Origin of the sequence: Azospirillum sp. B21, from assembly GCF_008364825.1 — a bacterium.
Taxonomy (GTDB): Bacteria; Pseudomonadota; Alphaproteobacteria; order Azospirillales; family Azospirillaceae; genus Azospirillum.
The window spans coordinates 75,510-100,796 of sequence record NZ_VTTO01000009.1 but is presented as its reverse complement, the minus strand read 5'-3'; the positions used below and the strand labels follow the sequence as shown (position 1 = coordinate 100,796).

General features: G+C 66.8%; 27 protein-coding genes. 15 read left to right on the top strand and 12 right to left on the bottom strand.

What is annotated here, in order from left to right:
- The first annotated feature begins 228 nt into the window (after nt 1–228).
- Nucleotides 229–1,095 (top strand): formyltetrahydrofolate deformylase, encoded by an 867-nt coding sequence (purU, locus tag FZ983_RS21065; RefSeq protein WP_149225478.1) that lies wholly within the window; start codon nt 229–231, stop codon nt 1,093–1,095.
- A 26-nt stretch (nt 1,096–1,121) separates the two neighbouring features.
- On the opposite strand, the gene FZ983_RS21060 is transcribed toward purU, so the two are convergent.
- Nucleotides 1,122–1,925, bottom strand: coding sequence for a response regulator (locus FZ983_RS21060; RefSeq protein ID WP_149225477.1), 804 nt, complete (start codon nt 1,923–1,925; stop codon nt 1,122–1,124).
- A 1,045-nt stretch (nt 1,926–2,970) separates the two neighbouring features.
- Nucleotides 2,971–4,107: a type III PLP-dependent enzyme gene (locus FZ983_RS21050; protein WP_149225476.1), complete on the bottom strand. Its 1,137-nt coding sequence runs from the start codon at nt 4,105–4,107 to the stop codon at nt 2,971–2,973.
- Between the two features lie 438 nt (nt 4,108–4,545).
- On the opposite strand from FZ983_RS21050, the gene FZ983_RS21045 reads away from it, so the two are divergent.
- Nucleotides 4,546–5,115: an MgtC/SapB family protein gene (locus FZ983_RS21045; RefSeq protein ID WP_149225475.1), complete on the top strand. Its 570-nt coding sequence runs from the start codon at nt 4,546–4,548 to the stop codon at nt 5,113–5,115.
- On the opposite strand, the gene FZ983_RS21040 is transcribed toward FZ983_RS21045, so the two are convergent.
- The 5 genes from FZ983_RS21040 to FZ983_RS21025 all read right to left on the bottom strand — a co-directional run bounded on the left by FZ983_RS21040 (nt 5,081) and on the right by FZ983_RS21025 (nt 9,142).
- Entirely contained in the window at nt 5,081–6,283 is a 1,203-nt protein-coding gene (locus FZ983_RS21040) for a multidrug effflux MFS transporter (RefSeq protein WP_149225474.1), read from the bottom strand. The genes FZ983_RS21045 and FZ983_RS21040 overlap by 35 nt on opposite strands.
- A gap of 102 nt (nt 6,284–6,385) precedes the next feature.
- Nucleotides 6,386–6,562, bottom strand: coding sequence for a hypothetical protein (locus FZ983_RS34235; RefSeq protein WP_188092439.1), 177 nt, complete (start codon nt 6,560–6,562; stop codon nt 6,386–6,388).
- A 15-nt stretch (nt 6,563–6,577) separates the two neighbouring features.
- Nucleotides 6,578–7,519 (bottom strand): bifunctional riboflavin kinase/FAD synthetase, encoded by a 942-nt coding sequence (locus FZ983_RS21035; RefSeq protein WP_149225473.1) that lies wholly within the window; start codon nt 7,517–7,519, stop codon nt 6,578–6,580.
- A gap of 131 nt (nt 7,520–7,650) precedes the next feature.
- Nucleotides 7,651–8,100: a MaoC family dehydratase gene (locus FZ983_RS21030; RefSeq protein WP_012973248.1), complete on the bottom strand. Its 450-nt coding sequence runs from the start codon at nt 8,098–8,100 to the stop codon at nt 7,651–7,653.
- Nucleotides 8,101–8,566: 466 nt separating this feature from the next.
- A complete protein-coding gene (locus tag FZ983_RS21025) occupies nt 8,567–9,142 on the bottom strand; it encodes a septal ring lytic transglycosylase RlpA family protein (RefSeq protein ID WP_149225472.1) in 576 nt (191 codons plus the stop codon).
- Nucleotides 9,143–9,311: 169 nt separating this feature from the next.
- Between FZ983_RS21025 and FZ983_RS21020 the strand changes: the two genes are divergently transcribed.
- Both FZ983_RS21020 and FZ983_RS21015 read left to right on the top strand, forming a co-directional pair.
- Complete coding sequence (locus tag FZ983_RS21020; RefSeq protein ID WP_149225471.1) at nt 9,312–10,346, top strand: alpha/beta hydrolase; 1,035 nt, start codon at nt 9,312–9,314, stop codon at nt 10,344–10,346.
- Between the two features lie 30 nt (nt 10,347–10,376).
- Nucleotides 10,377–11,390, top strand: coding sequence for a DUF6352 family protein (locus FZ983_RS21015; RefSeq protein ID WP_149225470.1), 1,014 nt, complete (start codon nt 10,377–10,379; stop codon nt 11,388–11,390).
- A gap of 160 nt (nt 11,391–11,550) precedes the next feature.
- On the opposite strand, the gene FZ983_RS21010 is transcribed toward FZ983_RS21015, so the two are convergent.
- The gene (locus FZ983_RS21010) at nt 11,551–12,627 is read right to left on the bottom strand and encodes an AI-2E family transporter (protein ID WP_247883893.1); all 1,077 of its coding nucleotides are present in this window, start codon (nt 12,625–12,627) and stop codon (nt 11,551–11,553) included.
- A 208-nt stretch (nt 12,628–12,835) separates the two neighbouring features.
- On the opposite strand from FZ983_RS21010, the gene FZ983_RS21005 reads away from it, so the two are divergent.
- On the top strand, nt 12,836–13,360 hold the full coding sequence (locus tag FZ983_RS21005) for a CreA family protein (RefSeq protein WP_014246935.1): 525 nt from the start codon (nt 12,836–12,838) through the stop codon (nt 13,358–13,360).
- A gap of 222 nt (nt 13,361–13,582) precedes the next feature.
- Here the strand turns inward: FZ983_RS21005 and FZ983_RS21000 are convergent, their stop codons facing one another.
- A complete protein-coding gene (locus FZ983_RS21000) occupies nt 13,583–14,551 on the bottom strand; it encodes a succinylglutamate desuccinylase/aspartoacylase family protein (protein WP_149225468.1) in 969 nt (322 codons plus the stop codon).
- A gap of 277 nt (nt 14,552–14,828) precedes the next feature.
- Between FZ983_RS21000 and FZ983_RS20995 the strand changes: the two genes are divergently transcribed.
- Nucleotides 14,829–15,695: an N-formylglutamate amidohydrolase gene (locus FZ983_RS20995; RefSeq protein ID WP_149225467.1), complete on the top strand. Its 867-nt coding sequence runs from the start codon at nt 14,829–14,831 to the stop codon at nt 15,693–15,695.
- A 59-nt stretch (nt 15,696–15,754) separates the two neighbouring features.
- Here the strand turns inward: FZ983_RS20995 and FZ983_RS20990 are convergent, their stop codons facing one another.
- Entirely contained in the window at nt 15,755–16,075 is a 321-nt protein-coding gene (locus tag FZ983_RS20990) for a DUF1476 domain-containing protein (RefSeq protein ID WP_149225466.1), read from the bottom strand.
- Between the two features lie 176 nt (nt 16,076–16,251).
- Between FZ983_RS20990 and FZ983_RS20985 the strand changes: the two genes are divergently transcribed.
- The 4 genes from FZ983_RS20985 (at nt 16,252) to FZ983_RS20970 (ending at nt 19,094) form a co-directional block, all read left to right on the top strand.
- The gene (locus FZ983_RS20985; protein WP_149225465.1) at nt 16,252–17,025 is read left to right on the top strand and encodes an NRDE family protein; all 774 of its coding nucleotides are present in this window, start codon (nt 16,252–16,254) and stop codon (nt 17,023–17,025) included.
- 344 nt (nt 17,026–17,369) lie between these two features.
- Nucleotides 17,370–18,134, top strand: coding sequence for a phosphoribosylaminoimidazolesuccinocarboxamide synthase (gene purC, locus FZ983_RS20980; RefSeq protein ID WP_042697247.1), 765 nt, complete (start codon nt 17,370–17,372; stop codon nt 18,132–18,134).
- 46 nt (nt 18,135–18,180) lie between these two features.
- Nucleotides 18,181–18,423, top strand: a complete 243-nt coding sequence (gene purS / locus FZ983_RS20975; RefSeq protein ID WP_014246942.1) for a phosphoribosylformylglycinamidine synthase subunit PurS — start codon at nt 18,181–18,183, stop codon at nt 18,421–18,423.
- A gap of 44 nt (nt 18,424–18,467) precedes the next feature.
- A complete protein-coding gene (locus FZ983_RS20970; RefSeq protein WP_149225464.1) occupies nt 18,468–19,094 on the top strand; it encodes a DNA-3-methyladenine glycosylase in 627 nt (208 codons plus the stop codon).
- Between the two features lie 149 nt (nt 19,095–19,243).
- Here FZ983_RS20970 and FZ983_RS20965 read toward each other — a convergent pair whose 3' ends face one another.
- Nucleotides 19,244–20,275: a diacylglycerol kinase family protein gene (locus FZ983_RS20965; RefSeq protein ID WP_247883892.1), complete on the bottom strand. Its 1,032-nt coding sequence runs from the start codon at nt 20,273–20,275 to the stop codon at nt 19,244–19,246.
- Between the two features lie 169 nt (nt 20,276–20,444).
- On the opposite strand from FZ983_RS20965, the gene FZ983_RS20960 reads away from it, so the two are divergent.
- Both FZ983_RS20960 and FZ983_RS20955 read left to right on the top strand, forming a co-directional pair.
- Nucleotides 20,445–21,266: a UDP-2,3-diacylglucosamine diphosphatase gene (locus FZ983_RS20960; protein ID WP_149225463.1), complete on the top strand. Its 822-nt coding sequence runs from the start codon at nt 20,445–20,447 to the stop codon at nt 21,264–21,266.
- Nucleotides 21,263–22,261, top strand: coding sequence for a glycosyltransferase family 1 protein (locus tag FZ983_RS20955; RefSeq protein WP_149225462.1), 999 nt, complete (start codon nt 21,263–21,265; stop codon nt 22,259–22,261). The genes FZ983_RS20960 and FZ983_RS20955 overlap by 4 nt, the downstream gene beginning before the upstream one ends.
- Before the next feature lie 5 nt (nt 22,262–22,266).
- Here FZ983_RS20955 and FZ983_RS20950 read toward each other — a convergent pair whose 3' ends face one another.
- Nucleotides 22,267–23,085, bottom strand: coding sequence for a YoaK family protein (locus FZ983_RS20950; protein ID WP_149225461.1), 819 nt, complete (start codon nt 23,083–23,085; stop codon nt 22,267–22,269).
- 162 nt (nt 23,086–23,247) lie between these two features.
- On the opposite strand from FZ983_RS20950, the gene FZ983_RS20945 reads away from it, so the two are divergent.
- The 3 genes from FZ983_RS20945 (at nt 23,248) to FZ983_RS20935 (ending at nt 25,243) form a co-directional block, all read left to right on the top strand.
- A complete protein-coding gene (locus tag FZ983_RS20945; protein ID WP_149225460.1) occupies nt 23,248–23,859 on the top strand; it encodes a LysE family translocator in 612 nt (203 codons plus the stop codon).
- Between the two features lie 380 nt (nt 23,860–24,239).
- Nucleotides 24,240–24,989, top strand: coding sequence for a hypothetical protein (locus FZ983_RS20940; protein ID WP_149225459.1), 750 nt, complete (start codon nt 24,240–24,242; stop codon nt 24,987–24,989).
- A gap of 50 nt (nt 24,990–25,039) precedes the next feature.
- A complete protein-coding gene (locus FZ983_RS20935; protein WP_149225458.1) occupies nt 25,040–25,243 on the top strand; it encodes a hypothetical protein in 204 nt (67 codons plus the stop codon).
- Nucleotides 25,244–25,287 lie beyond the last annotated feature (44 nt).

The following is a 25,287-nucleotide window of genomic DNA, read 5'->3' as shown; positions in this document are numbered from 1 at the left end:
CCGCCCTGTTTCTGCCGACCGTTTTTCTGCCGACCGTTGCGCACTGTGCCGATTGTCGCACCGCCGGGCGGCTGGCGCCAGAGCGGCGTGGGCCGGCCGGATATCCGGGGCGATCCCGCTTGACGGTGCAGCCATGTGCGGCATCACTCATGAAGCGGGTGCAACATCGCGGCGTTCGTGCTAGGGAAGCCTCCCCCTTTTCATGCTGTACGTCATGGTGGACGCGCGATGTCTGAGACCGGCTCCGACTATATCCTCATCGTTTCCTGCCCCGACACCGTCGGCATCGTCTTCGCGGTGTCCGGCTTCCTGGCGGAGCGGAGCTGCAACATCATCGACAGCGCACAGTTCGGCGACCGCATCTCCGGCCTGTTCTTCATGCGCGTCAGCTTCAACGGCAGCGCCGCCGGGCCGACGAAGCAGCAGCTGGAGGCCGATTTCGCCGCCCAGGTGGCCGAACGCTTCGGCATGACCTGGAAGATCCACGACGCCCGGCGCCGCCCGCGTGTGCTGATCATGGTGTCGAAGTTCGGCCACTGCCTGAACGACCTGCTGTACCGCTACCGCACCGGCTACCTGCCGATCGAGATCCCGGCCATCGTCTCCAACCACCGGGACTTCTACCAGCTGGCGGCTTGGCACAACATTCCCTTCCACCACTTGCCGGTCGGCCCCGACAACAAGGCGCAGCAGGAAGCCCGCCTGCTGGAGATCGTGGACGAGGAGAAGGTCGACCTCGTGGTGCTCGCCCGCTACATGCAGGTGCTGTCGGGTGCGCTGTGCGAGCGGATGGCCGGTCGGGTCATCAACATCCACCACAGCTTCCTGCCCAGCTTCAAGGGCGCCAAGCCCTACCATCAGGCGCATGCCCGCGGCGTGAAGCTGATCGGCGCCACCGCGCACTACGTCACGTCGAACCTCGACGAAGGCCCGATCATCGAGCAGGAGGCCGAGCGCGTCGACCATACGATGACGCCCGACGACCTGGTGGCCATCGGGCGCGACATCGAGAACATCGTGCTGGCCCGTGCCGTGCGCTACCACGTGGAGCACCGCGTGCTGCTGAACGGCAACAAGACCGTCGTCTTCCGCTAAACGACCACCGTCGTGCGGCGCGCCCCTCAGTGGGGCTGCGCCGTCTCGCGGGCATCCTCCGGCTGCGGCATGAACACCGCCCTGGTGATGGCCTGCTCGATCTGGTCGCGGGTGAAGGGCTTCGGAATCACCGGCCCCAAATGCTCCAGCCCGTGCTTGGCCAGATCGTCGGGGAAGGCGGTGACGAAGATCACCGGCAGGAAACGGCGGGCTCGCAACTCGCGCGCCACCTCCAGCCCGTTGTCGCCATCGGCCAGCCGGATATCCATCAGCGCCAGCGTCGGCCGGTGCTCCGCCGCCAGGGCAAGCGCCTCGTCCATCGTCGCCGCGTTGCCGCAGACGATGTGGCCCATGCCGCGCACCGTCTCCGCCAGGTCGTAGGCGATGATCGCATCATCCTCCACGATCAGGATGGTGGCGGTCAGGCGGGCGCGGACGCGCTCGCGGGCGTGGGTCAGCCGTTCCAGCGCAGCTTCCGGAGCGAGTTCCAGGACAGCGGCGGCGTCACCCACCGGCAGATCCTCCAGATTGACCAGCAGGTAAAGCCGCCGGTCAGTCTCGTCCAGAGTCATCAGAGCGGATTCGACCGGATGGTAGGGGGCAACCGCGGGCGCTGCGCCTTCTTCATCCTGAAGCTTGTTCAGATGGCGGTAGAGCGTGCCGCGCGACAGACCCTCGCCACGGCCGGTCTCATCCTCGTCCGCCTCCAGGTACCATTCCAGGGTGCGGGTCACCAAGGCGTCCCCCCGCCCGTTCGTCCCGGTCAGCGCGCGGGCATAACGGCGCAGGTAGGGCAAATGCTGCATGAAGTGACCGGTGTACTGCTCCATCTCTCTCCCCGTGCCTTTCTGCGGCGCGTGTTCCTGGCGACCTGACCGTCGTACCGCGCCCGGTTGCCCGGTTGCGGCCGTCCTTACCCGGGTTGCGTGTCCGACGGCGACTGCGGCGGGCGGTGCCGCTGAAGGCCCCAATGCCGTAGACGCTGCTTCGAACCACAGACTGACGCATCCCGGCCTGCAACGGTCAAATTCATATGGCGCAGTCCACGGCCTAACGGGAGTGAACCCGAAAGAATTATTCGAGATACCGTTAAGGGATTACTCTCTATGCATAGTATGAAAACCGGCGGGGGATGTTCCGACGGAGTGGAAAGGCGGCCTATGACCACTCCCGCATAAGGGGTGGCGGAGTAGGAGCCTTAACCGTTCTGAAAGACTTACCGGGCTACTCTGACATTGCCCTCAGGCGATGTGGCTTTTGAGGGCGAGGCGAGTGTTCCCGATCCTCCAAAGCGCCGGCCTTCCCCCAGGCCGGCGCTTTTTGTTTGTGCGCCGAGCATGGGCGCGTTCTTGAGGGTGGAAGTCCCTCCGTAAGCTGGTCACAGCGAACGAAGTGAAGCGCAACTGCGGAAGGGTGACCGAGCGTGGGGAGGAAGCGTGTATCGCAGCTGCGGGCCGATGGACAAGAACCGGATATGAGGTGGTCCTGGCGCGGGGGAAGACCATCTTCCGGGACCTGACGGCCAGAGGGGCCAAGCCCGATGCCGCCCAACAGGTCGCGGCAAACAGCCGGCGCTGGGGGCGCAACAGCGGCAAACTCCTCAATGCCGTTCTCACGATCGGATGGGCAGACCAACTCGGACTGCCCAGGCTCGCATGACCTCAATCCCCCGAACCGCCCGGTGCGGATCCGTATGCCGGCTGGTGTGGCAGGGGGTGACCTTCCCAGGGCGCCCACTATGGCGATTGTCCGCGCTTCGGTCTGCCCAAAAAATAGCTGATATAAAAAGAAAAGCCCGCCACCGGATCGATCCGGCAGGCGGGCTTTCTTCTTGGACCAACTCAGGGAAGGGCAGGGCGCCGCCCCGCCGTCTCCTCAGATGCAGTAGTGCTTGAGCGGCTCGAAGCCGTTGAAGCAGACGGCCGAGTAGGTTGTGGTGTAGGCGCCGGTGGCGTGGATGCGCACGCGGTCGCCCGACTTCAGTCCCATCGGCATCTTGTAGTCGGCACGCTCATACAGCACGTCGGCGCTGTCGCAGGTCGGACCGGCCAGGATCACCGCCTCGCGGTCGGCGTCGGAGTCGTCGCCCAGCACCTCGATCGGGTACTGGATCGCCTCGTCCATCGTCTCGGCCAGACCGCCGAACTTGCCGATGTCGAGATAGACCCAGCGCTTGGGATCCTCGGCCGACTTGCGCGACACCAGGACCACTTCGCTCTCGATAATGCCGGCGCTGCCGACCATGCCGCGGCCGGGCTCCACGATGGTTTCCGGCAGGTGGTTGCCGAAGTGGTTGCGCAGCGAGTCGAAGATCGCCTGACCGTAGGCGGTGCATTCCGGCACGTCGGTGCGGTAGCGGGTGGGGAAGCCGCCGCCGAGGTTGATCATGCCGAGGTCGACGCCCAGCACCTCAAGCTCGCGGAACAGCTGCGCCACCTGGAAGATGGCGTGGTCCCACTGCATCAGGTCCTTCTGCTGCGAACCCACATGGAAGGACACGCCATAGGGCTGCACGTCCATGTCGCGGGCCTTCAGCAGCAGTTCGCGCGCCATCGTCAGGTCGCAGCCGAACTTGCGCGACAGCGGCCATTCGGCGCCTTCGCCCGAGGTCAGGATGCGGCAGAAGACGCGGGCGCCGGGGGCGGCGCGCTCGATCTTCTCCAGTTCCGGCTCGCTGTCGAAGGCGAACAGGCGCACGCCCAGCTCATAGGCGCGGCGGATGTCGCCTTCCTTCTTGATGGTGTTGCCGAAGGAGATGCGGTCCGGGGTGGCGCCGGCGGCCAGCGCCATCTGGATTTCCGGGACCGAGGCGCAGTCGAAGGCCGAGCCGAGACGGGCCAGCAGGCTGAGGATTTCCGCGGCCGGGTTCGCCTTCACCGCATAGAAGATGCGGGCATCGGGCAGGGCGTCGTGCAGATCGTTGTAGTTCTGCTCGACCACGTCCAGATCGATGACGAGGCAAGGGGTCTGCGGGCGCTGCTCTTCGAAAAAGCGCGCAATCTTCTGGGTCATCTCAGTCTCCTGGGACGCAAGATGATGGAACGGAAAGGGTGAGGTCGGGGGGAGGGAGCGGCCGGGCGGGCCGATCAGCAACTCAAAAAGCTGATCAGGCGCTCAGGCCGCCAATACTGGATTGCCCCGTACAGAACCCTGTTCTGTCCGTATGGTCCAGGAGCGGCAGATTTCGGAGACGGGTGAGCACGCGCCCACCCACAACAACATCAACCATCGTAACCTCCAAGTCGCCGCCTTGTTTAAGGGACGGTCGGGGATCACGCGTTACGTCGTTGCATAACCACATCTCGGAGACGCCGAGGGGCGGGCCAGCGGCACGTGCGCTTGCGAGTTCGCGTTACATAGATCCAACGCGATCGATTGCAAAGTGAAAAATGCCGCGTGCCTCAAAAAAGTGGCAGACCGTTTGAGGGGCCAAAAAACCGGAGCGATTTCATGGGCTTGAGTACGGTTCTGACGGTGGAGGAGATCGGGTTGCGGCTGCTGGCTGCTGCCTTTTGCGGGGCGCTGCTTGGACTTGACCGGGAAATGCGCGGCAAGGCGGCGGGTTTGCGCACGCATACGCTGATATCCATCAGCTGCGCCCTCACGACTCTGGTGGCGCTGGAGTTCTATGTCGGGCTGCATGCCAGCGGCGACGAGCGGCCGAGCGACCCGGTGCGCGTCATCCAGGGCGTGGCCCAGGCGGTCGGCTTCATCAGTGCCGGGGTCATGTTCCGCTCCGGCGACAGCGTGCGTGGGGCGACCACCGCGGCGGTGATCTGGGTGGCGGGCGGGCTGGGCATCGCCTGCGGTGCCGGTTACTACCTGCTGGCGGGGATGGCACTGGGGCTGTGCCTGATGGTGACGATCCTGTTCACCGTCCTGATGGACCGCTTCCCGCAGTTCGGCAAGGAGGACGAAGACGGCGGCAGGGTTGACGACCGCAAGGCGCGGGAGCGGCGCCGAGCCGCCCGGCCGCCGGGTCGGGTCAGGCGGATCGCCCGCCCTGCGTCGCGGGGATGACCAGCAGCCGGTGCGCCAGCAGCGCGCCCAGACCAACCAGCGCGATCGCTCCCATCATCGGCAGGGCGCTGCCGTCGTTCATATGGCCGATGCCGATGCCGATGGCGGCGGCGATGGTCATCTGCGCGAAGCCCAGCAGGGAGGAGGCCAATCCGGCCATGGTGGCGTAGGGGCCGACCGCGTTCGCGGTGGCGTTGGGCAGGGTCAGCCCGGTGCCCAGGATGAACAGGAAGACCGGCACGACGATGGCCAGCAGGTGCAGAACCCCGGCCAGCGCCAGCAGACCGCCCACGACTCCGCCGCCGAGCGACAGCAACGTGCCGATGCGGATCATGCGGGCGCCGCCCAGTCGTGGCGTCAGCCGGCCGGCCAGGAAGGTGCCAAGCATATAGCCCAGCACCACCGCGCCGAAGCTGGCGCCATACTGCGCCGGGGTCAGGTGCAGCCGGTCGATCAGCACGAAGGACGAGCCGGAGATGAAGGAGAAGATGCCGCTGTAGGAAAAGGCGACCACCAGCACATAGCCGACGAAGCCGCGGTTGCGCAGCAGAAGCAGGTAATTGGCGGCCAGACGGCTGGGCCGCAGCGCCTCCTCGTCGCGGTGGGCGTTGGTCTCGCCCAGCATCGACCACACCGCCGCCAGGATGCCGCAGGCGAAGACGGTCAGCAGGACGAAATTGGCGCGCCAGCCGAACCACTCCGTCAGCACGCCGCCCAGCATCGGCCCCACCGCCGGCGCGAGTGCCATCGCCATCGACATGTAGGCCAGCACCGTCGCCGCCCGGTCGCGGCCGAAGACGTCGCGCACCACCGCCCTTGCCACCACCGGCCCGCAGCAGGCTCCCAGTGCCTGGAAGAAGCGGGCGGCGATCAGCCCCTCGATGCTGGTGGTCATGGCACAGACGGCGCTGGCCGCCAGATAGATCGCCACCCCGACCAGCAGGGTGGGGCGCCGGCCGAACCGGTCGGACATCGGGCCATAGACCAGCTGCGACACGGCGAAGCCGATCAGGAAGATCGACAGCGTCATCTGCACCGTGACGACATCGGTGTCGAACACCCGGACCAGCGTCGGCAGCGATGGCAGGTAGAGGTCGGTGGACAGGGGACCGAAGGCGACCAGGGCGGTCAGCAGGACACGGATCGACAGGGAATCGGGGCGGGGCATGGCAGGGGAGGGCACCGGGGCGGGGAAGCGAGGGCGGGGCCGCACTGTATCAGACGAAACCATCTCCGCCAGCGCCGATCGCAGCCCTGCAGATCTGCTCCCTCACTTCGCCGGCAGCACCATGCGGATGCAGCGCGACAGCACCGTGTTGCCGGTCATCTCGCGGTAGTTCTGGATGACGATCGGCTCGGCCGCCTTGCATTGCTCCATGCTGGCGAATTCCAGCGTGGTCGGGCCGCCCTGGTTCAGGATGAACAGCAGCATCAGAACCCGTTCCATGGCTTGCACCTCCCGTCACCCGGCGGCCAGAACCGCGCGGGCGGCGGCGGCATCCTGAACGATCTGGTCCTTCAGCGCATCGAAGCTGGGGAACTTCATCTCCGGCCGCAGGAAATCGACCATCTGCACCCGCAGATGCAGGTCGTACAGGTCGAGGTCGACATCGAACAGGTGGGCCTCCAGCCGGGCCACAGTGCCGTCCACGGTGGGGCGGGCGCCGAGATTGGCGACGCCGGGCAGCCAGACGGTCTCGCCGCCGCGATCGATGCCGGCGCGCACCGCATAGACGCCGAAGGCCGGGCGCAGATACTCGCCCAGTTCGATGTTGGCGGTGGGGAAGCCGATGGTGCGGCCGCGCTGGTCGCCATGGACGACGCGCCCCTCGATCTCCCAGGGATGGCCCAGCACATGGGTGGCCTCGCGCGGCCGGCCGGCGACCAGCGCGTCGCGCACGCGGGTGGAGGAATAGACCCCGCCCTCCGTGTCGGACACCGGACCGACCTCGGTCACGCCGAAGCCCTGGGCGCGGCCGGCGCGCAGCAGGAAGGCCGGATCGCCCGACCGTTTGTGCCCGAACAGGAAATCATAGCCGCAGACGACATGCCGAACGCCCAGCCCGCCGATCAGGATTTCGTCGACGAAGGCCTGCGCGGTCTTGTGGCGGAAGCCATCGTCGAAATGGCAGACGATCAGCTGGTCGACTCCCAGCGCCTCGATGTGCCGGGTCTTGACGCGGAAGGGCGTCAGGCGGAAGGGCGGGTCGTCGGGACGGAAGACGCTGCGCGGGTGCGGTTCGAATGTGACCACGGCCGATGGTGCGCCCATCTCCGCCGCAAGGCGCTGGGCGGTGCCGATGACCGTCTGATGTCCGCGGTGAACGCCGTCGAAATTGCCGAGCGCCACGACGGCGCCCCGCTCTTCGGCCGGCAGGTCGGCGGTGTGTCTGTACAGTCGCATGCGCGCCCCGGTGCTGTGGGCGGACCCCGGCGGGTCCGCTTGCTCGGGCGTCTATATAGACCGACGCCGGCGCGGGGTAAACGCGCCGGCGCTGTCCTGGCGCCCGAAGGCAGCGCTCAGGCGTCTAAAAATCAGCCGCGGGACGGGACCATCAGCAGCGCTTCGCCCTCAACGACCACGGTCTCGCCGACGGTGCAGACCGTCTTGATGACGCAGCGGCGCTTTTCCGGGATCAGCTCGGTGATGGTGGCGCGGGCGGTGACGGTGTCGCCGGCGCGGACCGGCGCCTTGAACTTCAGCGTCTGGCTCATGTAAATGCAGCCCGGCCCCGGCAGCTTGGTGCCCAGCACGGCCGAGATGAAGCCGACCGTCAGCATGCCGTGGGCGATGCGGCCCTGGAACATGGTGGTGGCGGCGTATTCCTGGTTGATGTGGACCGGGTTGGTGTCGCCGGAAATGCCTGCGAACAGGACGATGTCGGCTTCCGTCACCGTCTTGGCGAAGCTTGCCGTCATGCCGACGGACAGGTCTTCGATGCAGTAGCCTTCGGTATCCTTGCGGACCTGACGCACGTCGTCCATCGCAGCAATTCCTCTTTCTCTCGGTGCCTGTTCCGGCGTCTGACGCACTGGCGCCGCGCCGTTCGCTGCAATGCGTCATGTGCGCCGCAGCGATGGGAATGGCACCACGTCTCCTCCAAAAATGCAAAAAAATCTCTAACGTTCCGCACAAGACTGCGGACGAAGCGACTGCTCTCCGCGGCAGGCTCCCCGGTAATGGAAGGGCGCCTTGTGCAACCGGATTACTTCACAACGGAGGTAGAGCAGCAGAAGCGGTGTTCAATCAACAGCTTAACAAAAAATTCCACCGCCTATGGCGCTTAACCGCGAACGTTGGCGCGACTTTTGGGAACCACCCCGCGCCACAGTGGTAAAGTCCGTTTCCTTTCAACCCAATGACTGTTCGATGACTGTTGGTTCGGCATCGCAATAAAAGAAGGGGGCGCGGGCGCGGCGAATCGGGGCCCCTTTTCGCCGCGCCGCAGCATTACTTGCCCGATCCGGAGTGCGACACCGTGTCGCTGCCGGTTCCGCCACTCTTTCCGTTTCGGCGGGTTTCGCGTTCGGCCACCTGACGGTCGGGAGTGAGCTGGTCGACCTTCTCCTCCACCTTGTCGCGGGCGGTGTCGGTCGGCTGCTCGGACGGCTTGACCTCCACCGTTACCGGGGCGGTGCCGTCCTCGATCATGTCCAGCTTCTTGGCGGCGGAGCGTGACAGGTCGATCACCCGGCCATCGACATAGGGGCCGCGGTCGTTGACGATGACGTCGACGCTCTTGCCGTTCTCCTCGTTCGTGACCGTGGCCTTGGAGCCGAGCGGCAGCGCGCGCGACGCCGCGGTCGACTTGTTCTGGTTCATCGGCTCGCCGCTGGCAGTGGTGCGGCCGTGGAACTTGTGGCTGTAGAAGGATGCTTCCCCCTTGTGGACGAGGACTTCCTCGCCATCCTCATGCTCGACATGCACGGGCGGAACCTTGGCCTTCTCGTTCGCCAGAACCGGGACCGCGGTCCCGCTCAGGGTCGTGGCGGCAAGCGCCAGGACGATGTTTCGCATTGTCTTCATCGGTACACCTCCAACGGCGCACCAACGCCCTGCAAGGAAAAGAGTTCCCTCACCAACCGTATGCAAGACATCGCTACTATTTCCGGTTTCGAATATCTTGACGAATTCGGGGTGGGTGGTCCGCATGGGCGCTCTTCCGATAATCATCACAACGCTCAGGGGAGAAAGCATGGCCGACGATTCCGCTTGGACTGTACCCGGAGGAATGCCGGACCTGAGCCATGTGGAGATGCGGTCTGTCGCGATGACCGACGGGACGCGGCTGCGGGTCGCCGTCTGGCCCATGCCGGAGCGGGTGCGCGGCACGGCGCTGGTGCTGACCGGCCGCGCCGAGTTCATCGAGAAATATGCGGAGACCGCGAACGCATTGACGGCCCGCGGCTTCCGCGTGGTGGCGGTCGACTGGCGCAACCAGGGCCTGTCGGACCGGCCCTTGGCTAACCGGCAAATCCATCACCTGACGGATTTCGCGCTGCTGGTCGACGACCTCGATGGCGTCTACCGGCAGGTGGCGGCGCCCGTCGCCGCGGAGACCGGCGGGCCGCTGATCCTTCTGGCGCATTCCATGGGCGGCCTCGTGGCGACGCTGGCGCTGGCCCGCCATTCCGCGGACGATCCCGGCCGCTATGCCGCCGTTCTGCTGGCGGCGCCGATGTACGCCATCCACACCGGACCGCTGCCGCGCCGGCTGGCGCGGGCGCTGGCCACCCTGGGGCTCGCCTGCGGATGGGGGAGCCGCTATGCGCTGTGGCAGGGCGACTACGACCCGGCGGAGGGCATCTTCCGGCCGGACAACAAGATCACCACCGATCCCCGGCGCTACGCCGCCTTCCACACGCCCTATGCCGAGCGGCCGGAGTTGCGTGTCGGCGGCGTCAGCTTCGCCTGGGTGGCGGCGGCGCTGGATGCGGAGGATGCGCTGCGCCATGGCGGACTGCCGCTGGAACGGGTGCGGACGCCGGTCCTGCTGTTGAGCGCGCCCGACGACCGGGTGGTCCGGGCGGAGCTTCACCGCGAGGTGGCCGCCCGGCTCGGCAACGCCCATCTTGTCGAGTATCCCGGGGCGAAGCACGAACTGCTGATGGAATGCGACGCCATCCGCGACCGGGTGTGGGCGGACATCGACGACTTCCTCGACAGGACGCTCGATGACGCGGCCGGCTACAAGACACTTGCGTCGTCCGGCAGCTCTGTCGTCGGATAGGCGCCTTCAGGACCAGAGGTGCCCCTCAGCATGACCGATTTCTGGACGGCGTCCGGTTTCCACCTGTTGACCCGCGACGCCGACAACCATCTGGCAGTGACGCCCGATTTCCTGCGCGCCTATCTGCTCCGGCCCGAGATGCGCCCGCCGGAAGAGGCCTGCGACGCCGAGCGCACGCTGCACGCGGCATTGCTGGACGATCCGGCGCGGATTGTGCCGGCCCCGCTGCTGGACGCCATCGCCGATCCGGATGCGCGGGAGAATTTTCAGGTCTGGCTGGCCTTCCGCGACCGGCTGCTGGCCGCCGGGACGCTGGAGGGCTGCTACATCCGCCTGTTCCGCGAGGGCGCCCGCGGCGTGCCCGGCCTGTTCATCGACCAGCTGGTTCATGCCATCCTGCGCGGCATCCTGGATGGAACCCCGTCGGGGCTGCGCGCGCGGGCAGGGGAGCTGTTCTTCCGCGAGCAGACGGTTTCGGTCGACGACGGCCGAGTCCGCGTCGCCGATGCCGAAACGGTGGAGACCATGGCGGCGTCCGGCGGCTTCGGTTCGCTGGGCCGTCTGGTGGTGGAGGCCGGAACCGCCCCCCGCAGTGTCGATCTCGACATCCTGGACGAGACCAACCACCCGCTCTACTGGGGCCGCGACGCCCGGCACGACACGGTGCTGGACATCACCTTCGCCGCTGCCGGTCTCGACGCGCTGGCCCGCGTGCTGGAGGCCTGGGTGGGGCATTTCCTGGGCGTGACGGTCAGCATCCAGCCGGTGCAGAACATCCGCGACGATCGCTGGGTCTGGCATGTCGGGCTCGACAGTTCCGCCACCGCGATCCTCAACGACCTCTATAACGGGGTGGAGGTGGGAGAGGACCGTCTGGCCCGCATCCTCGCCCTGTTCCGCCTGGACTTCGCCGACCCCGCCGCCATGCGCCCTGACCTCGCCGGGCGGCCGGTCTATCTCGGGCTGGCGATGACGGAAGGGCGGCGGCTGAAGCTGAAGCCGCAGAATCTGCTGGTGAACCTGCCGCTGGCGTCGGTGGCTTGAGGGTATCGCTGCGGGTGCCCCCTCCCTAACCCTCCCCCCGCGTTCCGCGGGAGAGGGGACTGCCGCCGCTATGCGAATCCACCCTCTCCCGCGAAGCGGGGGAGGGAGGGACCCGCGAAGCGGGAAGGAGGGGGCAATCGCATTCCCCCCAACATCGCACTCACCCCCCCAGCAACGCCCCCACCGGCTTCAGCGGCTCGTGCGCGTCGAACAGGATCTTCAGGATCGCCAGGATCGGCACGGCCAGCAGCGCACCGGGTATGCCCCACAGCCAGCCCCAGAACAGGATCGACACGAACACCGCGATGGGGTTCAGCGACAGCCGCCGGCCGACGATCATCGGCGTCAGGAAGTTGCCCTCGATCGTGGTCAGCGCCACGAAGGACAAGGGCGGCAGCAGGATGGTGCCGAGCCCGTCGAAGGTCAGGACCGACACCAGGAACAGGACGCCGGTCATCACCGCCGGGCCGATGAAGGGGATGTAGTTGGCCACCGCCACCAGCACCCCCCACAGCGCCGGGTTGGGCAGCCCCCACATCCACATGACCAGACCGGTGGCGATGCCCAGCACCACGTTGATCAGGGTGATGGTCAGCAGATAGGCGGCGATGTTCTGCTGCAGCGTCGCCGCCACCATGGCGTAATGCACGCGGTCGTCGACATTGCGCATGGTGCCGATCAGCGCCTCCAGCGAATGGCGGCCTCTCGCCAGGAAGAAATACAGCAGGACCTGCAGGATCACGACATTGACGATCACCGCTTCGACCTGGCTGATCGCTTGTTCCATCAGCGACGGACCGCGCAGCACCACCTCGCGCACCGGGCCGCCGTCGTTGCCGGACTCCTTGGCGATCTCCTCGATCTGGCGCGAGGCCTCGCGGGCCCGTTCGATGCCGGCGCGGATGTCGCCCAGCTTGAACTCCAGCTCGTGCAGGACGCGCGGCATGCGGTTCACCCATTCCGCCGCCGGAGCCGACAGGGTGTAGATCGCCAGCAGCACGCTGCCGAACAGCGTGATCACCATGATGGCGGCGCCGATTCCTTCCGGAATGCCGATCCGGTAGAGCGCGCGGACCAGCGGCCGCAGCAGGAAGCTGAGGATCAGCGCCAGCATGATCGGCAGCAGAACTTCGCGTCCGAAATACAGGGCGAACAGCACGGCGATCACGAACAGGCCGACGGCGGCGATGGTCAGCGGGTCGCGGCGGTGGCCGGGTGGGGGCAGGGGCTCGGTCACCGGTTCCGGCGTTCCGGGAAGCGGGGCCTCGGGCGCGGGGGGAAATGCGGGGGAAGCCGAGGCGAGCGGGCTGCGGTCTGTCATCGCGGTGGCCGGACCTCCGAAGGATGGCGCTTGACGGTGGCGCCGGACCCTCCGATCTAGGGGAGTGTTTTTCCGGGCCGCGCGTCCTGCGGTCCCGCCCGTCCTTGCCGGAGACCCAGTCGCGATGCGCAGCCCGTTTCCCCTGATGAACGTTTCCGCCGGCCTTTTGGTTCTGGGCCTGCTGACAGCCGGGCTCACGCTCCGTTCCGCGGCGGCGGATGAGGTGGTCGGCCGCTTTTCCAACGACTGGACCGGCAATGGGCTGCAGGTGCAGGCGATCGAGGATCCCGGCGTGAAGGGCGTCACCTGCCATCTGGTCGATTTCGACCGCAGTCTGATCGACCGGCTGAGCAAGGGCAACTGGTTCGAGGACCCGTCCAACGCCTCCATCGCCTGCCGCCAGACCGGGCCGGTCACCGTCGGCGACATCGAGCTGTCGCAGAAGGGGGAGGAGGTCTTCTCCGAACGGAAAAGCCTGATCTTCAAGTCGATCGCCATCCGTCGCATCTACGACCGGCCGAACGACACGCTGGTTTATGTGGTGTACAGCCGGCAGGTGAAGGACGCATCCGCCAAGATGTCGATCTCGACCGTGCCCCTGTTCAGCGCCAACGCCACCTGGACGAAGGGCAAGCCGCCGGCGAAGTGAGGGTGCGGGCTGCCTGCGGGGTGCTGATCCGGGGGCAAGATTTACACGGATGTCACGGATTTAGATACGGATTGCACGGATTTTTCTGATCCTGGCAAGGCTCGGGCTTCCATGGAAAGCAAGCGCCCGGGCAACGCCACATCCGTGAAATCCGTGCTTCAATCCGTGACATCCGTGTCGACCTTGCCCGCATGTGCGGTGCGTGGCAAGGATCGGGTCGCCTCACCCCACGATCCGGCCCAGACGCACAGCCGTCTGGCCGGATTTCACCCGGCGGGCCGGCATGATCAGGACGCAGTCGTCATAGGGGGTCAGGATGGCGCGGCCGTCGTCCCAGCCGATGACGGTGCCGGCGCGGCCGATCACCTCCATGCCGACGAAGGGGGCGGTGAAGCGGAAGCGCTCGCTGGCGGCGGTGACGGCGTCGGTGACCTCGACCACCCGCTGCGGATCGGTGCGCGGGCGCAGGCGCGGGCCGTTTGCCGCCCGGCCGATCATGTCGGGATCGATCATCTCAAGGCCGAGCAGCAGGCGCAGGCAACTTTCCAGCGCGACCGTCGCGGTCTCCGTCCGCCAATGCTGGCCGCATTCGACCAGGATCGCGGTGCGCGACCCCTCCGCCTCGGCGAAGCTGCCGTAGTCGATCAGCCGCTTCCCCCCGGCATGCCCGCCGTCAGCCACCACCCAGGCCGGATAGCCGAGGCCGAGCGCCAGATCGCGCCCGCGCGTGGTCCGGCCGCACAGGGTCAGCGGCGCCGTGTCCGCGGTCATGGAATGGAGGTCGAGCAGCAGGTCCGCCGACTCGTAGACCGGGCGAAGCGCGCGGGCGCGCCGCAGTTCCACGCTGTCGCGCCGGCCGTCGAGATGGTCGGGCGACCACAGCCGGTTGAAATCCTCGTCCAGATAGCGCGAGGCATAGGGGTTCTGGCGGTCGAAGGTGGCGTAGGCCGCGGTATTTGCGAAAACGAAGCTCAGCCGCCCGCGCCGTGGCCGCAGGCCCATCCGCAGCAGCGCATCCAGCGCGATGGCGCCGCCCAGCTCGTTGCCGTGGACGAGCGCGTTCAGCACCACATGCGGCCCGGGCTCCTCCGCCGACAGGCTGGTGACGTGGTCGATGCCGGTGTTGCCGCGCCGGTAGGGCGCGATGTCCGGCGGCGAGAGTTCGACGGGAGCGAAGAGGGGATCGGTCAAGCGGCAGGCTCGCCAGCGGTGGGGCGCTCCGCTCAGTATGGCGGACCATGCGACTCCGCGCCAGTCCGGGGCGGGCCGACGGCGCGGTTTTTTCGGCTGATGCGGGTGGCGCGATGTTGCGGCGGCATGGCAGGATCGTGACAGATTGCCGTCGACTGTGGCTTGACGCTTGGGTTATAGGATCCGCCGGATCCGTTTCATCGGATTCTCCGGATCAATGAAATCGGCGGTCGAGCTTGCGGTTATCACTGTGCTGGCGTCTGGTCGGGGCGGGTCGATGAGCTTCGTGATCGATGACGTTCTTGTCCGCAACGACCCGGTGGGCCATCGCCTGCCGGTCCTGTTCGATTCGCCGCACAGCGGCAGCGTCTATCCCGCCGATTTCCGGGTGGTCTGCCCGCATCCCTTGCTGCGCCAGGGCGAGGACACCCATGTGGAGGAGCTGTTCGCCACGGCCCCCGACCATGGCGCCACGCTGCTGTGTGCGCTGTTCCCCCGCACCTGCATCGACGTGAACCGTGCGGTGGACGACATCGACCCGGCGCTGATCGACGGCGACTGGCCGGTGCCGCTGCGCCCGACCCAGCGCAGCACGCTGGGGATGGGGCTGATCCGCAGCATGCTGCGGCCGGGGGTGCCGCTCTATGACGGGAAACTGCCGGCCGCGGCGGTGGCCGACCGCATCGACCGCTATTACCGCCCCTACCATGCCCAGATGCGGCTGGCGCTCGACGGGCTGGCGGAGCGGTTCGGCGCGGTCTGGCACGTCAACTGTCATTCCATGCCGTCGTCGCTGCGTCCGGACGGGCGCGACCCGCTGGCGGCGGATTTCGTGATCGGCGACCGCGACGGCACCACCAGCGAGGCGGGATTCGTCCATCTGGTGGCGCAGACCCTGCGCGGCTTCGGCTATCGCGTGGCGATCAACGATCCGTACAAGGGGGTGGAACTGCTGGCACGTTACGGCGATCCATCGCGCGGCCGCCATTCGATCCAGCTGGAGATCAACCGGCGCCTCTACATGAACGAGGAGACGCTGGAGCGCCATGACGGCTTCGCCCGGCTGAAGGGCGACATAGACCTGCTGATCGGCCGCATCGCCGACTATGCCGGCCAGCGCATTCTGCGCCGCGCAGCGGAATAGGCCGTCCGCCGCCGTCCCCGGTCGGGCGGCGGGTCCGCAGGACGGGACGGCCTCACCGATCAGGCTTGCGTCACCTGCTGGCGTGCGACGTCCAGGAACTGGGCCATCTGCTTTTCCACGCGGTGGTCGGAGATGTCGACCCCGCGGGCGTGCAGGTCGGCGCACAGCTTGTCCCGGATGTCGTGCGGCCCGAGCGTGGCGATGTCGGTATCCACGATCTCGCGGGCGTAGGCCTCCGCCTCCGCCCCGGTCAGCCCCATCAGGTCGGCGGCCCATTCGCCGGCCAGCCGGTCGCGCCGTGCGCGGATGCGGAAGAGCAGGTCCTCGTCGTGCTGGAACTTGGTCTCGAAGGCCTTTTCGCGATCGTCGAAGGTCGTCATGATGACCTGCGCTCCTTTATTGGTTTCACTCCCATTTACGAGGATTATATAGCCGGGAAACGGTCGCCGTCACCGTTCCGCCGCGTCGCAGCCCCGGATATTCTGCAGAGTTTCCTGCAGGCGGCGGGATACCCCCGGACGTCCACGACAAGACGCAACAACAGACAGGGCAAGGCATGTGCAGCGTGATTCTCCTGCGGCGACCCGACGCAACCTGGCCGTTGGTCGTCGCCGGGAACCGTGACGAGATGGCGGGGCGGCCCTGGCTGCCTCCGGCCCGCCATTGGCCCGACCGGCCCAACGTGGTCGCCGGGCTGGACGAACTGGCCGGCGGCTCCTGGATGGGGCTGAACGACGAAGGCGTGGTGGCGGTCATCCTGAACCGCTTCGGCACCCTGGGGCCGGAGGCCGGCAAGCGGTCGCGCGGAGAACTGGTGCTGGACGCGCTCGACCATGCCGACGCCGCCGATGCGGCGCGCAGCTTCGCCCATCTCGACATCCGCGCCTACCGCCCGTTCAATCTGGTGATCGCCGACAATCGCGACGCCTTTCTGGTCGTCCATCGCGGTGCCAACCCGCGCCACCGGCCGGAGGTGTCGTCGATCCCCGCGGGCGTCCATATGCTGACCGCCTTCGAACTGGACGATCCGCAGGATCCGCGCACCGCCTTCTATCGCCCGCTGTTCGAGCATGCCACGCCGCCGGCCACCGACGCCCCCGATGCGGAGTCCTTCACCTGGGGCGGCTGGCCGGAGCTGATGGGCAGCCGCATCTGGGAGGGCACGCCGGACGAGCGCGGCGCCATGGACTTCCTGCTGCCCAGCGGCTTCGGCACCTCGTCCAGCTCGCTGCTGGCGGTGCCGAGGGTGGAGCGGCCGGACCTGAACCCCATCTGGCACTTCGCCCCCGGCCGTCCGCACGCGGTAGCCTATGCGCCGGTGGAGATGTGAGGGAATGTCGATTGCCGGGTCAGTTGCGTAACGGCAGGCAAGATCTCCACGGATGTCACGGATTTAGACACGAATTACACGGATTTTTCTAGGCTTGCCGCGAGTCCGGCCTTTCCCGAAAGCCATGAATTCGGGACGCCACATCCGTGGAATCCGTGTTCAAATCCGTGTAATCCGTGGAGATCCTGCCTCCGACGCCGCGCCCCAGGGGATCCGCGACCACACAGTCCTGCTCTCCCGCCCCCGTCGTTGTGTTCGTGCACCCGGCTTGCTATATCACTGGGGCACATTCCTGGGCCGGCAAGCTCGCTTGACCGGTCCTTACGTATTTGGACGAACACGCGATGACACGACGCCGGCGCATCTACGAAGGCAAGGCCAAGGTACTCTTCGAAGGGCCGGAGCCGGGCACCCTGGTGCAGTACTTCAAGGACGACGCCACCGCCTTCAACAACCAGAAGAAGGGCGTCATCACCGGCAAGGGGGTGCTGAACAACCGCATCTCCGAATATCTGATGAGCCGGCTGTCCGAGATCGGCGTGCCCACGCACTTCATGCGCCGCCTGAACATGCGCGAGCAGCTGGTGCGCGAGGTGGAGATCATCCCGATCGAGGTCGTCGTGCGCAACGTCGCCGCCGGCAGCCTGTCGCGCCGCTTCGGTATTCCCGAAGGCACGCCGCTGCCGCGCTCGATCATCGAGTATTACTACAAGTCGGACGAGCTGAACGACCCGATGGTCTCCGAGGAGCACATCACTGCCTTCGGCTGGGCGGCTCCGCAGGATCTCGACGACATGGTCGCGCTGTCCTTGCGCGTGAACGACTATCTGTCCGGCCTCTTCCTCGGCATCGGGCTCAAGCTGGTGGACTTCAAGCTGGAGTTCGGCCGGCTGTGGGAGAACGAGGAGATGCGGATCGTCCTGGCGGACGAAATCAGCCCCGACAATTGCCGCCTGTGGGACGTCAAGACCAACGAGAAGCTGGACAAGGACCGGTTCCGCCAGGATCTGGGCCGTGTCGAGGAAGCCTATCAGGAGGTCGCGCGACGCCTCGGCATCCTGCCGGAAGGCGGGCCGAGCGACGTCAAAGGCCCCAAGACCATCCAGTAGTCAGCAACCACCCCTCCACCAACACCGTAAAGCGAGCGGACATCCGATGAAGGCCAAGGTTCACGTCACCCTCAAGCGCGGCGTTCTCGACCCCCAGGGCAAGGCCATTGCACACGCGCTGCACACGCTGGGCTTCGACGGCGTCGAGGACGTCCGCGCCGGCAAGGTGATCGAGCTGCAGCTCAAGAGCACCGACGAGGCGACCGCCCGCAAGGAGGTCGAGGCAATGTGCAGCAAGCTGCTCGCCAACACCGTGATCGAGGACTACGCCATCGAGCTGGTGGCCTGAGCCACGGCTTGCGGGATGTGGAGCGCGGCCGATGAGCGTCGAGCATGAACGCTGAGCATCTGGCCGCGCTCGACCCGATTTTCGCCGAATGCCTGCGCGTCGGCGGCCCGGTGATCCGTGATTTCACCCGGCCGACCGGCTTCGTCGGGCTGTTGCGCATGGTGATGGAGCAGCAGCTTTCCACCAAGGTGGCGCTGGCGCTGTGGGCCAAGCTGCAGGACCGGCTGGGCGGCGCCGTCACCCCCGAGGCGATTCTCGCGCTGGACGACGAAACCCTGCGCGCCTGCGGTTTCTCTCGCCAGAAGATCGGCTACGCTCGCGGCCTTGCCGAGGCGGTGGCAAGCGGCCGGCTCGATTTCGACATCATTCATGACCTGCCGGACGAGGAGGCGATTGCCCGACTCGTCGCGCTGAAGGGCATCGGCCGCTGGAGTGCGGAAGTCTATCTGATGACCACGCTCGACCGGCCGGACATCTGGCCGATCGGCGATCTGGCGATCCAGTTGGGCGTCCAGCGGCTGAAGGGCTGGGCGGACAAGCCGACGGCGAAGCAGCTGATCGAGGTGGCCGAGCCCTGGCGGCCCTACCGCTCGCTGGCGGCCCGGCTGGTCTGGCACCATTACGTGGCGCTGCAGGAGCAGGCGAGGGCGGACCGCAAAATTCGGCCCTGAATACCCCCACCCCAACCCTCCCCCGCTGGGCGGGGGAGGGAGCTAAGCGCTTGTTCGGAAAGGTACTTATTCGAGCAGTGGCGGTAGTCCCTCCCCCGCCCAGCGGGGGAGGCTAGGTGGGGGCATCGTCAGCCAACACCTCCTCAGCCTCACCCCGCCAACACCGGCAACCGCCATCCCGCCAGCGCGATCTCCACCGGCAGCCGCGCCAGCACGTCGCCATCCCCCTGCACCGCGTCGGCGAACAGCCCGTCGCCCGCCGGCCCTTCGATGCGCACGCGCTTTGCCGTCACCACGCGATACTCCGGGAAGCGCGCCAGGCGCCCGGCGGTGACGCCCCAGACATAGCGCAGCGCGTTCAGCCGCCCGCCGCGCGGGAACAGGCAGACATGCAGCTCCGGCTCGGTCAGCCGGGCATCGGGCGCGCAGATGAAGCGGCCGCCGTAGAAATGCCCTTTGGCGACGATGACCGACGCCACCTCCTGAGCCTCCCCGTCATCCAGCGTCACGCGATAGCGGTGATCCGGCCGGGTCGCCAGCTGCACCAGCGTTTCCGCCACATAGGCACCCTTGCCGATCAGCCGCTTCACCCGCGGATCGACCCGCTCCACCACCCGCGCGTCCAGCCCGACCCCGGCCATCAGCGAGAACACCCGCCCATTCGCCAGCGCCGGCCAGATCATCGTCCGCCGCCCGCCGGCGATCACCGCGGCGATCCGCTCGGCATCCATGCCCAGGCCCAGCTCGGCGGCCAGCACGTTGGCGGTGCCCATCGGCACGATGCCGAGCGGCAGCGGCCGGCCTCCCGCGGCATGGGCCGCGGCGTGGATCGCCAGACCGTTGATGACTTCGTTGATGGTGCCGTCGCCCCCGGCCGCCACCACCGCATCCACATCATTGGGATCGGCCTCGCGGGCGAAGGCCTCGGCATCGCCGCGCTTGCCCGTCGGCCTGACGGTGACCGACAGGCCGCGCGCCTCCAGCCGGGTCACCACCGCGCGCAGCCGCCGCGCCCGCCGTCCGCCTGCCGTCGGGTTGTGGATCACCAGCAGCCGCCGCACCTCGATCGCCGCATCGCCGCCGCCCGGGCCAACCGCCGGGCTCTCGTCCATCAGCACCGTGTCGCGCACCGATTCGCTCTCCCTGACCGGCGCGCCGGGCGCCTTCTGTTGCAGAACCATGAAGGGCAGGCGGCGGTTCCGTTGCAGTAAAACTGCAGAGCCGTGACGAAAGCCCAAATCACTGTGACGAATAGGTGCGGGTGTTCCAAATCGTTGTCAAGGTGATCTGCTTTGATTTATACGGCAGTTGTCTTGATGGCCGCCGGCCATGGCAAAGACGGAGCGGATGATGGACGCTGTCCCAGCGGTCAAGCGCTACCGCAGCATTTGGATATCCGACGTTCATCTGGGAACGCGCGGCTGTCAGGCGGAGCTGCTTCTCGATTTCCTGAAGCATACCGAATCGGATCACCTGTTCCTGGTCGGCGACATCGTCGACGGCTGGCGGCTGAAGAAAAGCTGGTACTGGCCCCAGGCGCACAATGACGTTGTGCAGAAGATCATGCGCCGCGCCCGCAAGGGGGTGCAGGTCTATTACATTCCCGGCAACCATGACGAGGCGGCGCGCGACTATGTCGGCCTGCAGTTCGGCGGCGTGCATGTGGTCGACGAATGGGTCCACACCACCGCCGACGGAAAGCGCCTGCTGATCACCCATGGCGACAAGTTCGACGCGGTGGTGCGCTATGCCAAGTGGCTGGCCCTGCTGGGCGATCACGCCTACGTCACGCTGCTGCACGTCAACACCCTGTTCAACTGGGTGCGCCGCAAGCTGGGCTTCAATTACTGGTCGCTGTCGGCCTACCTGAAGCACAAGGCCAAGACCGCGGTCGAATTCATCGGCAAGTACGAACAGGCGCTGGGCGACGAAGCCCGCCGCCGCAAGGTCGACGGCGTCGTCTGCGGCCACATCCACACCGCCGAGATGCGCGATATCGAAGGAATCCTCTATTGCAACGACGGCGATTGGGTCGAGTCCTGTACCGCCTTGGTCGAGCACGACAGCGGCGCGCTGGAGATCATCCATTGGGCGGAGGTCATGGCGCGGCGGCTTCCCGCCCCCGGTCCCAGTGCGGGCAAGATCCCGGCGAAGGAACGGGAAGCCGCGTGAACATCCTGATCGTCAGCGACGCCTGGCACCCGCAGGTGAACGGCGTCGTGCGCACCATCGGCACCGTGCGCGCCGAGCTGGAGGCGATGGGCCACAGCGTCGAGGTGATCGGACCCGACCGCTTCCGCACCCTGCCGATGCCGACTTACCCGGAAATCCGGCTGGCGCTGGGGGCGAAGCGCCGGCTGTGGGCGATGATCGACGGCATGCGGCCCGACTGCATCCACATCGCCACCGAAGGGCCGCTGGGCTTCGCGGCGAGGGCTTATTGCCTGAAGCATGGCAAGCCTTTCACCACCGCCTACCACACGCGCTTTCCCGAATACGTCCGCGACCGCGCACCGATCCCGCTGGCGCTGTCCTATGCGGTGGTCCGCCGCTTCCACAAGCCGTCCTCGGCGGTGATGGTGGCGACCCAGACCATCGAGGATGCGCTGAAGGGCCGCGGCTTCACCAACATCCGACGCTGGACCCGCGGGGTCGACACCGAGCTGTTCCGACCGCGCGACAAGGGCTTCCTCGATCTGCCGCGCCCGGTGTCGATGTATGTCGGCCGCGTCGCGGTGGAAAAGAACCTCGAGGACTTCCTGCGCCTCGACCTGCCCGGCACCAAGGTGGTGGTCGGCGACGGCCCGGCACGGGAGGAGCTGCAGCGCAAATACCCCGGCGTCCATTGGGTCGGCGCCAAGCATGGCGAGGAATTGGCGAAGCATTACGCCGCCGCCGACGTCTTCGTCTTTCCGTCGCGCACCGACACCTTCGGGCTGGTCCTGCTGGAGGCGCTGGCGTCGGGCGTGCCAGTGGCGGCTTATCCGGTTCCGGGACCGCTGGACGTGGTCGACGGCTCCGGCGCCGGCTGCCTGGACGTCGATCTGAAGCGGGCGGTGGAAGTTGCGCTGGCGATTCCGGCGCAGACCTGCCGGGACTATGCACTGGGCTATTCCTGGCGCCGCTCGGCCGAACAGTTCCTGTCCAACCTGCGGCCGTTCACGTAACGGCGTCAGGTCAGCGGGGGCGGCGCTTCCCGGTGCCGTCCCCCGCCGTTTGTCCTGAGCCGCTGGCGCAGCAGCAGACGCGTCCGCGTCCGCGCGTCGTCCACCATGGGCACGATCGCCAGTAGCACCAGGAACGCGGCCAGCGGCACCGTCGTGACATAGCCCACATATTTGAACCCGGCGGCCCCGATCACCCCGCCCAGGCAGAAGGCGGCGAGCAGCGCCACCAGCAGACCCAGCCGCGGCCAGTTGGTGCGCACCGGCTGGTAGCGTGCCGACTCGGTGCCGAGATTGATGTAGACCAGCTTGCCCAGCTCGATGCCGATGTCGGTGACGATGCCGGTCATGTGGGTGGTGCGGATCTCCGCATTGGAGATCTTGGTGACGATGGCGTTCTGCAGTCCCATGATGAAGCACAGCAGCAGAACCGTCACCGGCACGAACAGCGCCCGATGCTCGTCCAGGCTGTTGCCCAGCAGTCCGAATCCCAGCAGCATCAGTGCCTCCCAGAACAGCGGGTAGGCATAGGCGCTGTGCATCCGGTTGTGCCGCCCCCAATTGACGAGAATGGTCGAATAGGCCGCCCCGGACACGAAGGCCGCCACCGACGCCATCCCCGCCGCCACCGCCACGAGGTTTCCCAGCACCAGATTGTCGGCAATGGACGAGACGATGCCGGTCATGTGCGAGGTGTATTGCAGCACCGCCAGCAGCCCGCCCGCATTGATCGCCCCGGCGACGAAGGCCAGCGACACACCGAGATGGACGTTGGCCCGCCTGGTTCGCTTGCTCTCCGAAAGCGTGCGCAGATATGAGACCGGCATGCATCACCGCGAAGCGGGGGATTTGGTGCAGGATAGCGGAGGGATGGGGCAGGGGACAATGCGACGGGATGGGCCTTTCCGCCTTTTGAAACCATCCCCTTGGCGACGGTCCCGCGGCATGGTTCCATTCGGCTCTCCCACATTGGCGCGAGGTGTCCGCCCATGAGCCCCGAATTCCTCATCACCTCCCTGATCGTCGTCGCCTCGCCCGGCACCGGGGTGCTGCTCACCCTGGCGGCGGGGTTGTCGCAGGGGGCGCGGGCCAGCGTGGTGACGGCGTTCGGCTGCACGCTGGGGATCGTGCCGCACATGGCGGCGGCCGTGCTGGGGCTGGCGGCGCTGCTGCACACCAGCGCCGTGGCGTTCCAGGGGCTGAAGATTCTTGGCGTGCTCTATCTGCTCTACATGGCCTGGGCGACGCTGAAGGAGCAGGGGGCGCTGAGCGTCCGGGCGGAGACGGCGCGGCTTCCGGCCGGGCGGATGATCCTGCGGGCGGTTCTGGTCAATGTGCTGAACCCGAAGCTGTCGATCTTCTTCCTGGCCTTCCTGCCGCAGTTCGTCACCGATGCCGATCCGCAGCCGCTCGCCCGCATGCTGGAACTCAGCGGCGTGTTCATGGCGCTGACCTTCGCCGTCTTCGTCGTCTACGGCCTGTTCGCCGCGGCGGTGCGCGATCAGGTGGTCTCCCGCCCGCGGGTGATGGCCTGGATGCGCCGCAGCTTCGCCGCCGCCTTCGCCGCGCTGGGCGCCAAGCTGGCGCTGGCGGAGCGGTGAGGAGATTTTGGCGGTCCAACAAAGTGCCTTCATAGCGAGCGTGCGAATGGCAACCATTAGGATGTCATACAGTGGAACTCTGCGCTCTATGATTACTATTATTATCTTAATGCCCTTCGATGGTGTGCTAATTCCGGAATAAAACGCAGAGAGTTGATGCGTCGTTGCGATCCTCAACCCATCATGCTAGAGATGGATGCGAGAAACAGCGTCCTCTATTGCAGCCGGGAGGATATGCCATGCGCTCTCGTCCGTTCGATGTTTCCGCCCTTATGGATTACGCTCCGCCGCGGCTTTTTGCTTGGCGCGGTCTCCTTGCCTCGCTTCCGTTGGTCGTTGCAGTCACCGGCTGCGCCTCTTTCAAAGGCTATCCGGAGCGCTTGCCTCCCGAGCCTGCCTTGGTGGAGCAGGGGAGTGCAGTCGCGATCCTCAACTGTGTCGACGAGACCTGCCGCAATACGAAGGTGGCGGCGCGGATGTATGGCATCGACGTCAACTTCTCGCAGTTCGAGGAGAAGCTGTTCCAGCAGATGCGCGAGGCGGGCTTCTCCACCGACGTGCTGACACTCGGGGTCACCTCGGCCGGCGCAGCAAGCGGTGGGGCGGCGGCGAGCGTGTTGTCGGCCATCGGCGCCGGCATTACCGGCAGCCGCGCTGCCTTCGAGAAGGAGGTTCTTGGCGACAAGACGCTGCCGGCCATTCACTCATCGATGCGCGCCAACCGCGCCCATGTGCGCGCCCGCATCCTGACCGGCCTGTCCAAGCCGCTGAAGGACTATCCGCCAGGGGTTGCTCTAACCGACCTCGAGGATTATTACGCGAGCGGAACGGTATTGAGCGCCCTGATCGGCATAACCGAACGCGCTGCCACCGCCGCGCATGAGGCCGAACAGCAACTGGTCAATATTACCGGCTTCGCCTCCACCGACGCCGCCAATTTCCTCTACGGCTATGCCGTCGCCGATGGGCTGTCGGATGCGGAGAAGCGCGACCGGCTGAACCGCATCGCCGCCCAGTACAAGGCCCAGGGCGTCGATACCCGCGGCATCGCCGCCATCAGCCTGATCCGTAACCCGGCGCTCGCCAGCCAGACCGCTGCGGTAGCCCGCGGCTTCGGATGGAAGGGCTGAGGCGTCACGCACGAAAAGCCATTGATTCAATACCGGCTGGAGGGACCGACATGGTGGTGAATTCCGACCTGACCGAAGAGCAGGCCGATCAGATCATTGAAACGACCAAGCTCGAATATCCCGACGCCGTGACGGCGAAGACGAAGCAGAAGAACGGGCTTTGGACGGTGGTCTACAGGATCGACGGGCAAACCGACGTTGTCGTTGCCGACAACGTTACGGAGCAGGACGCCGACGGGCTGCCGGGGGCCTGACCGTCCGGCTTGGGCCGGGCCGATGGCGCGCGGCTGCCCGTCGC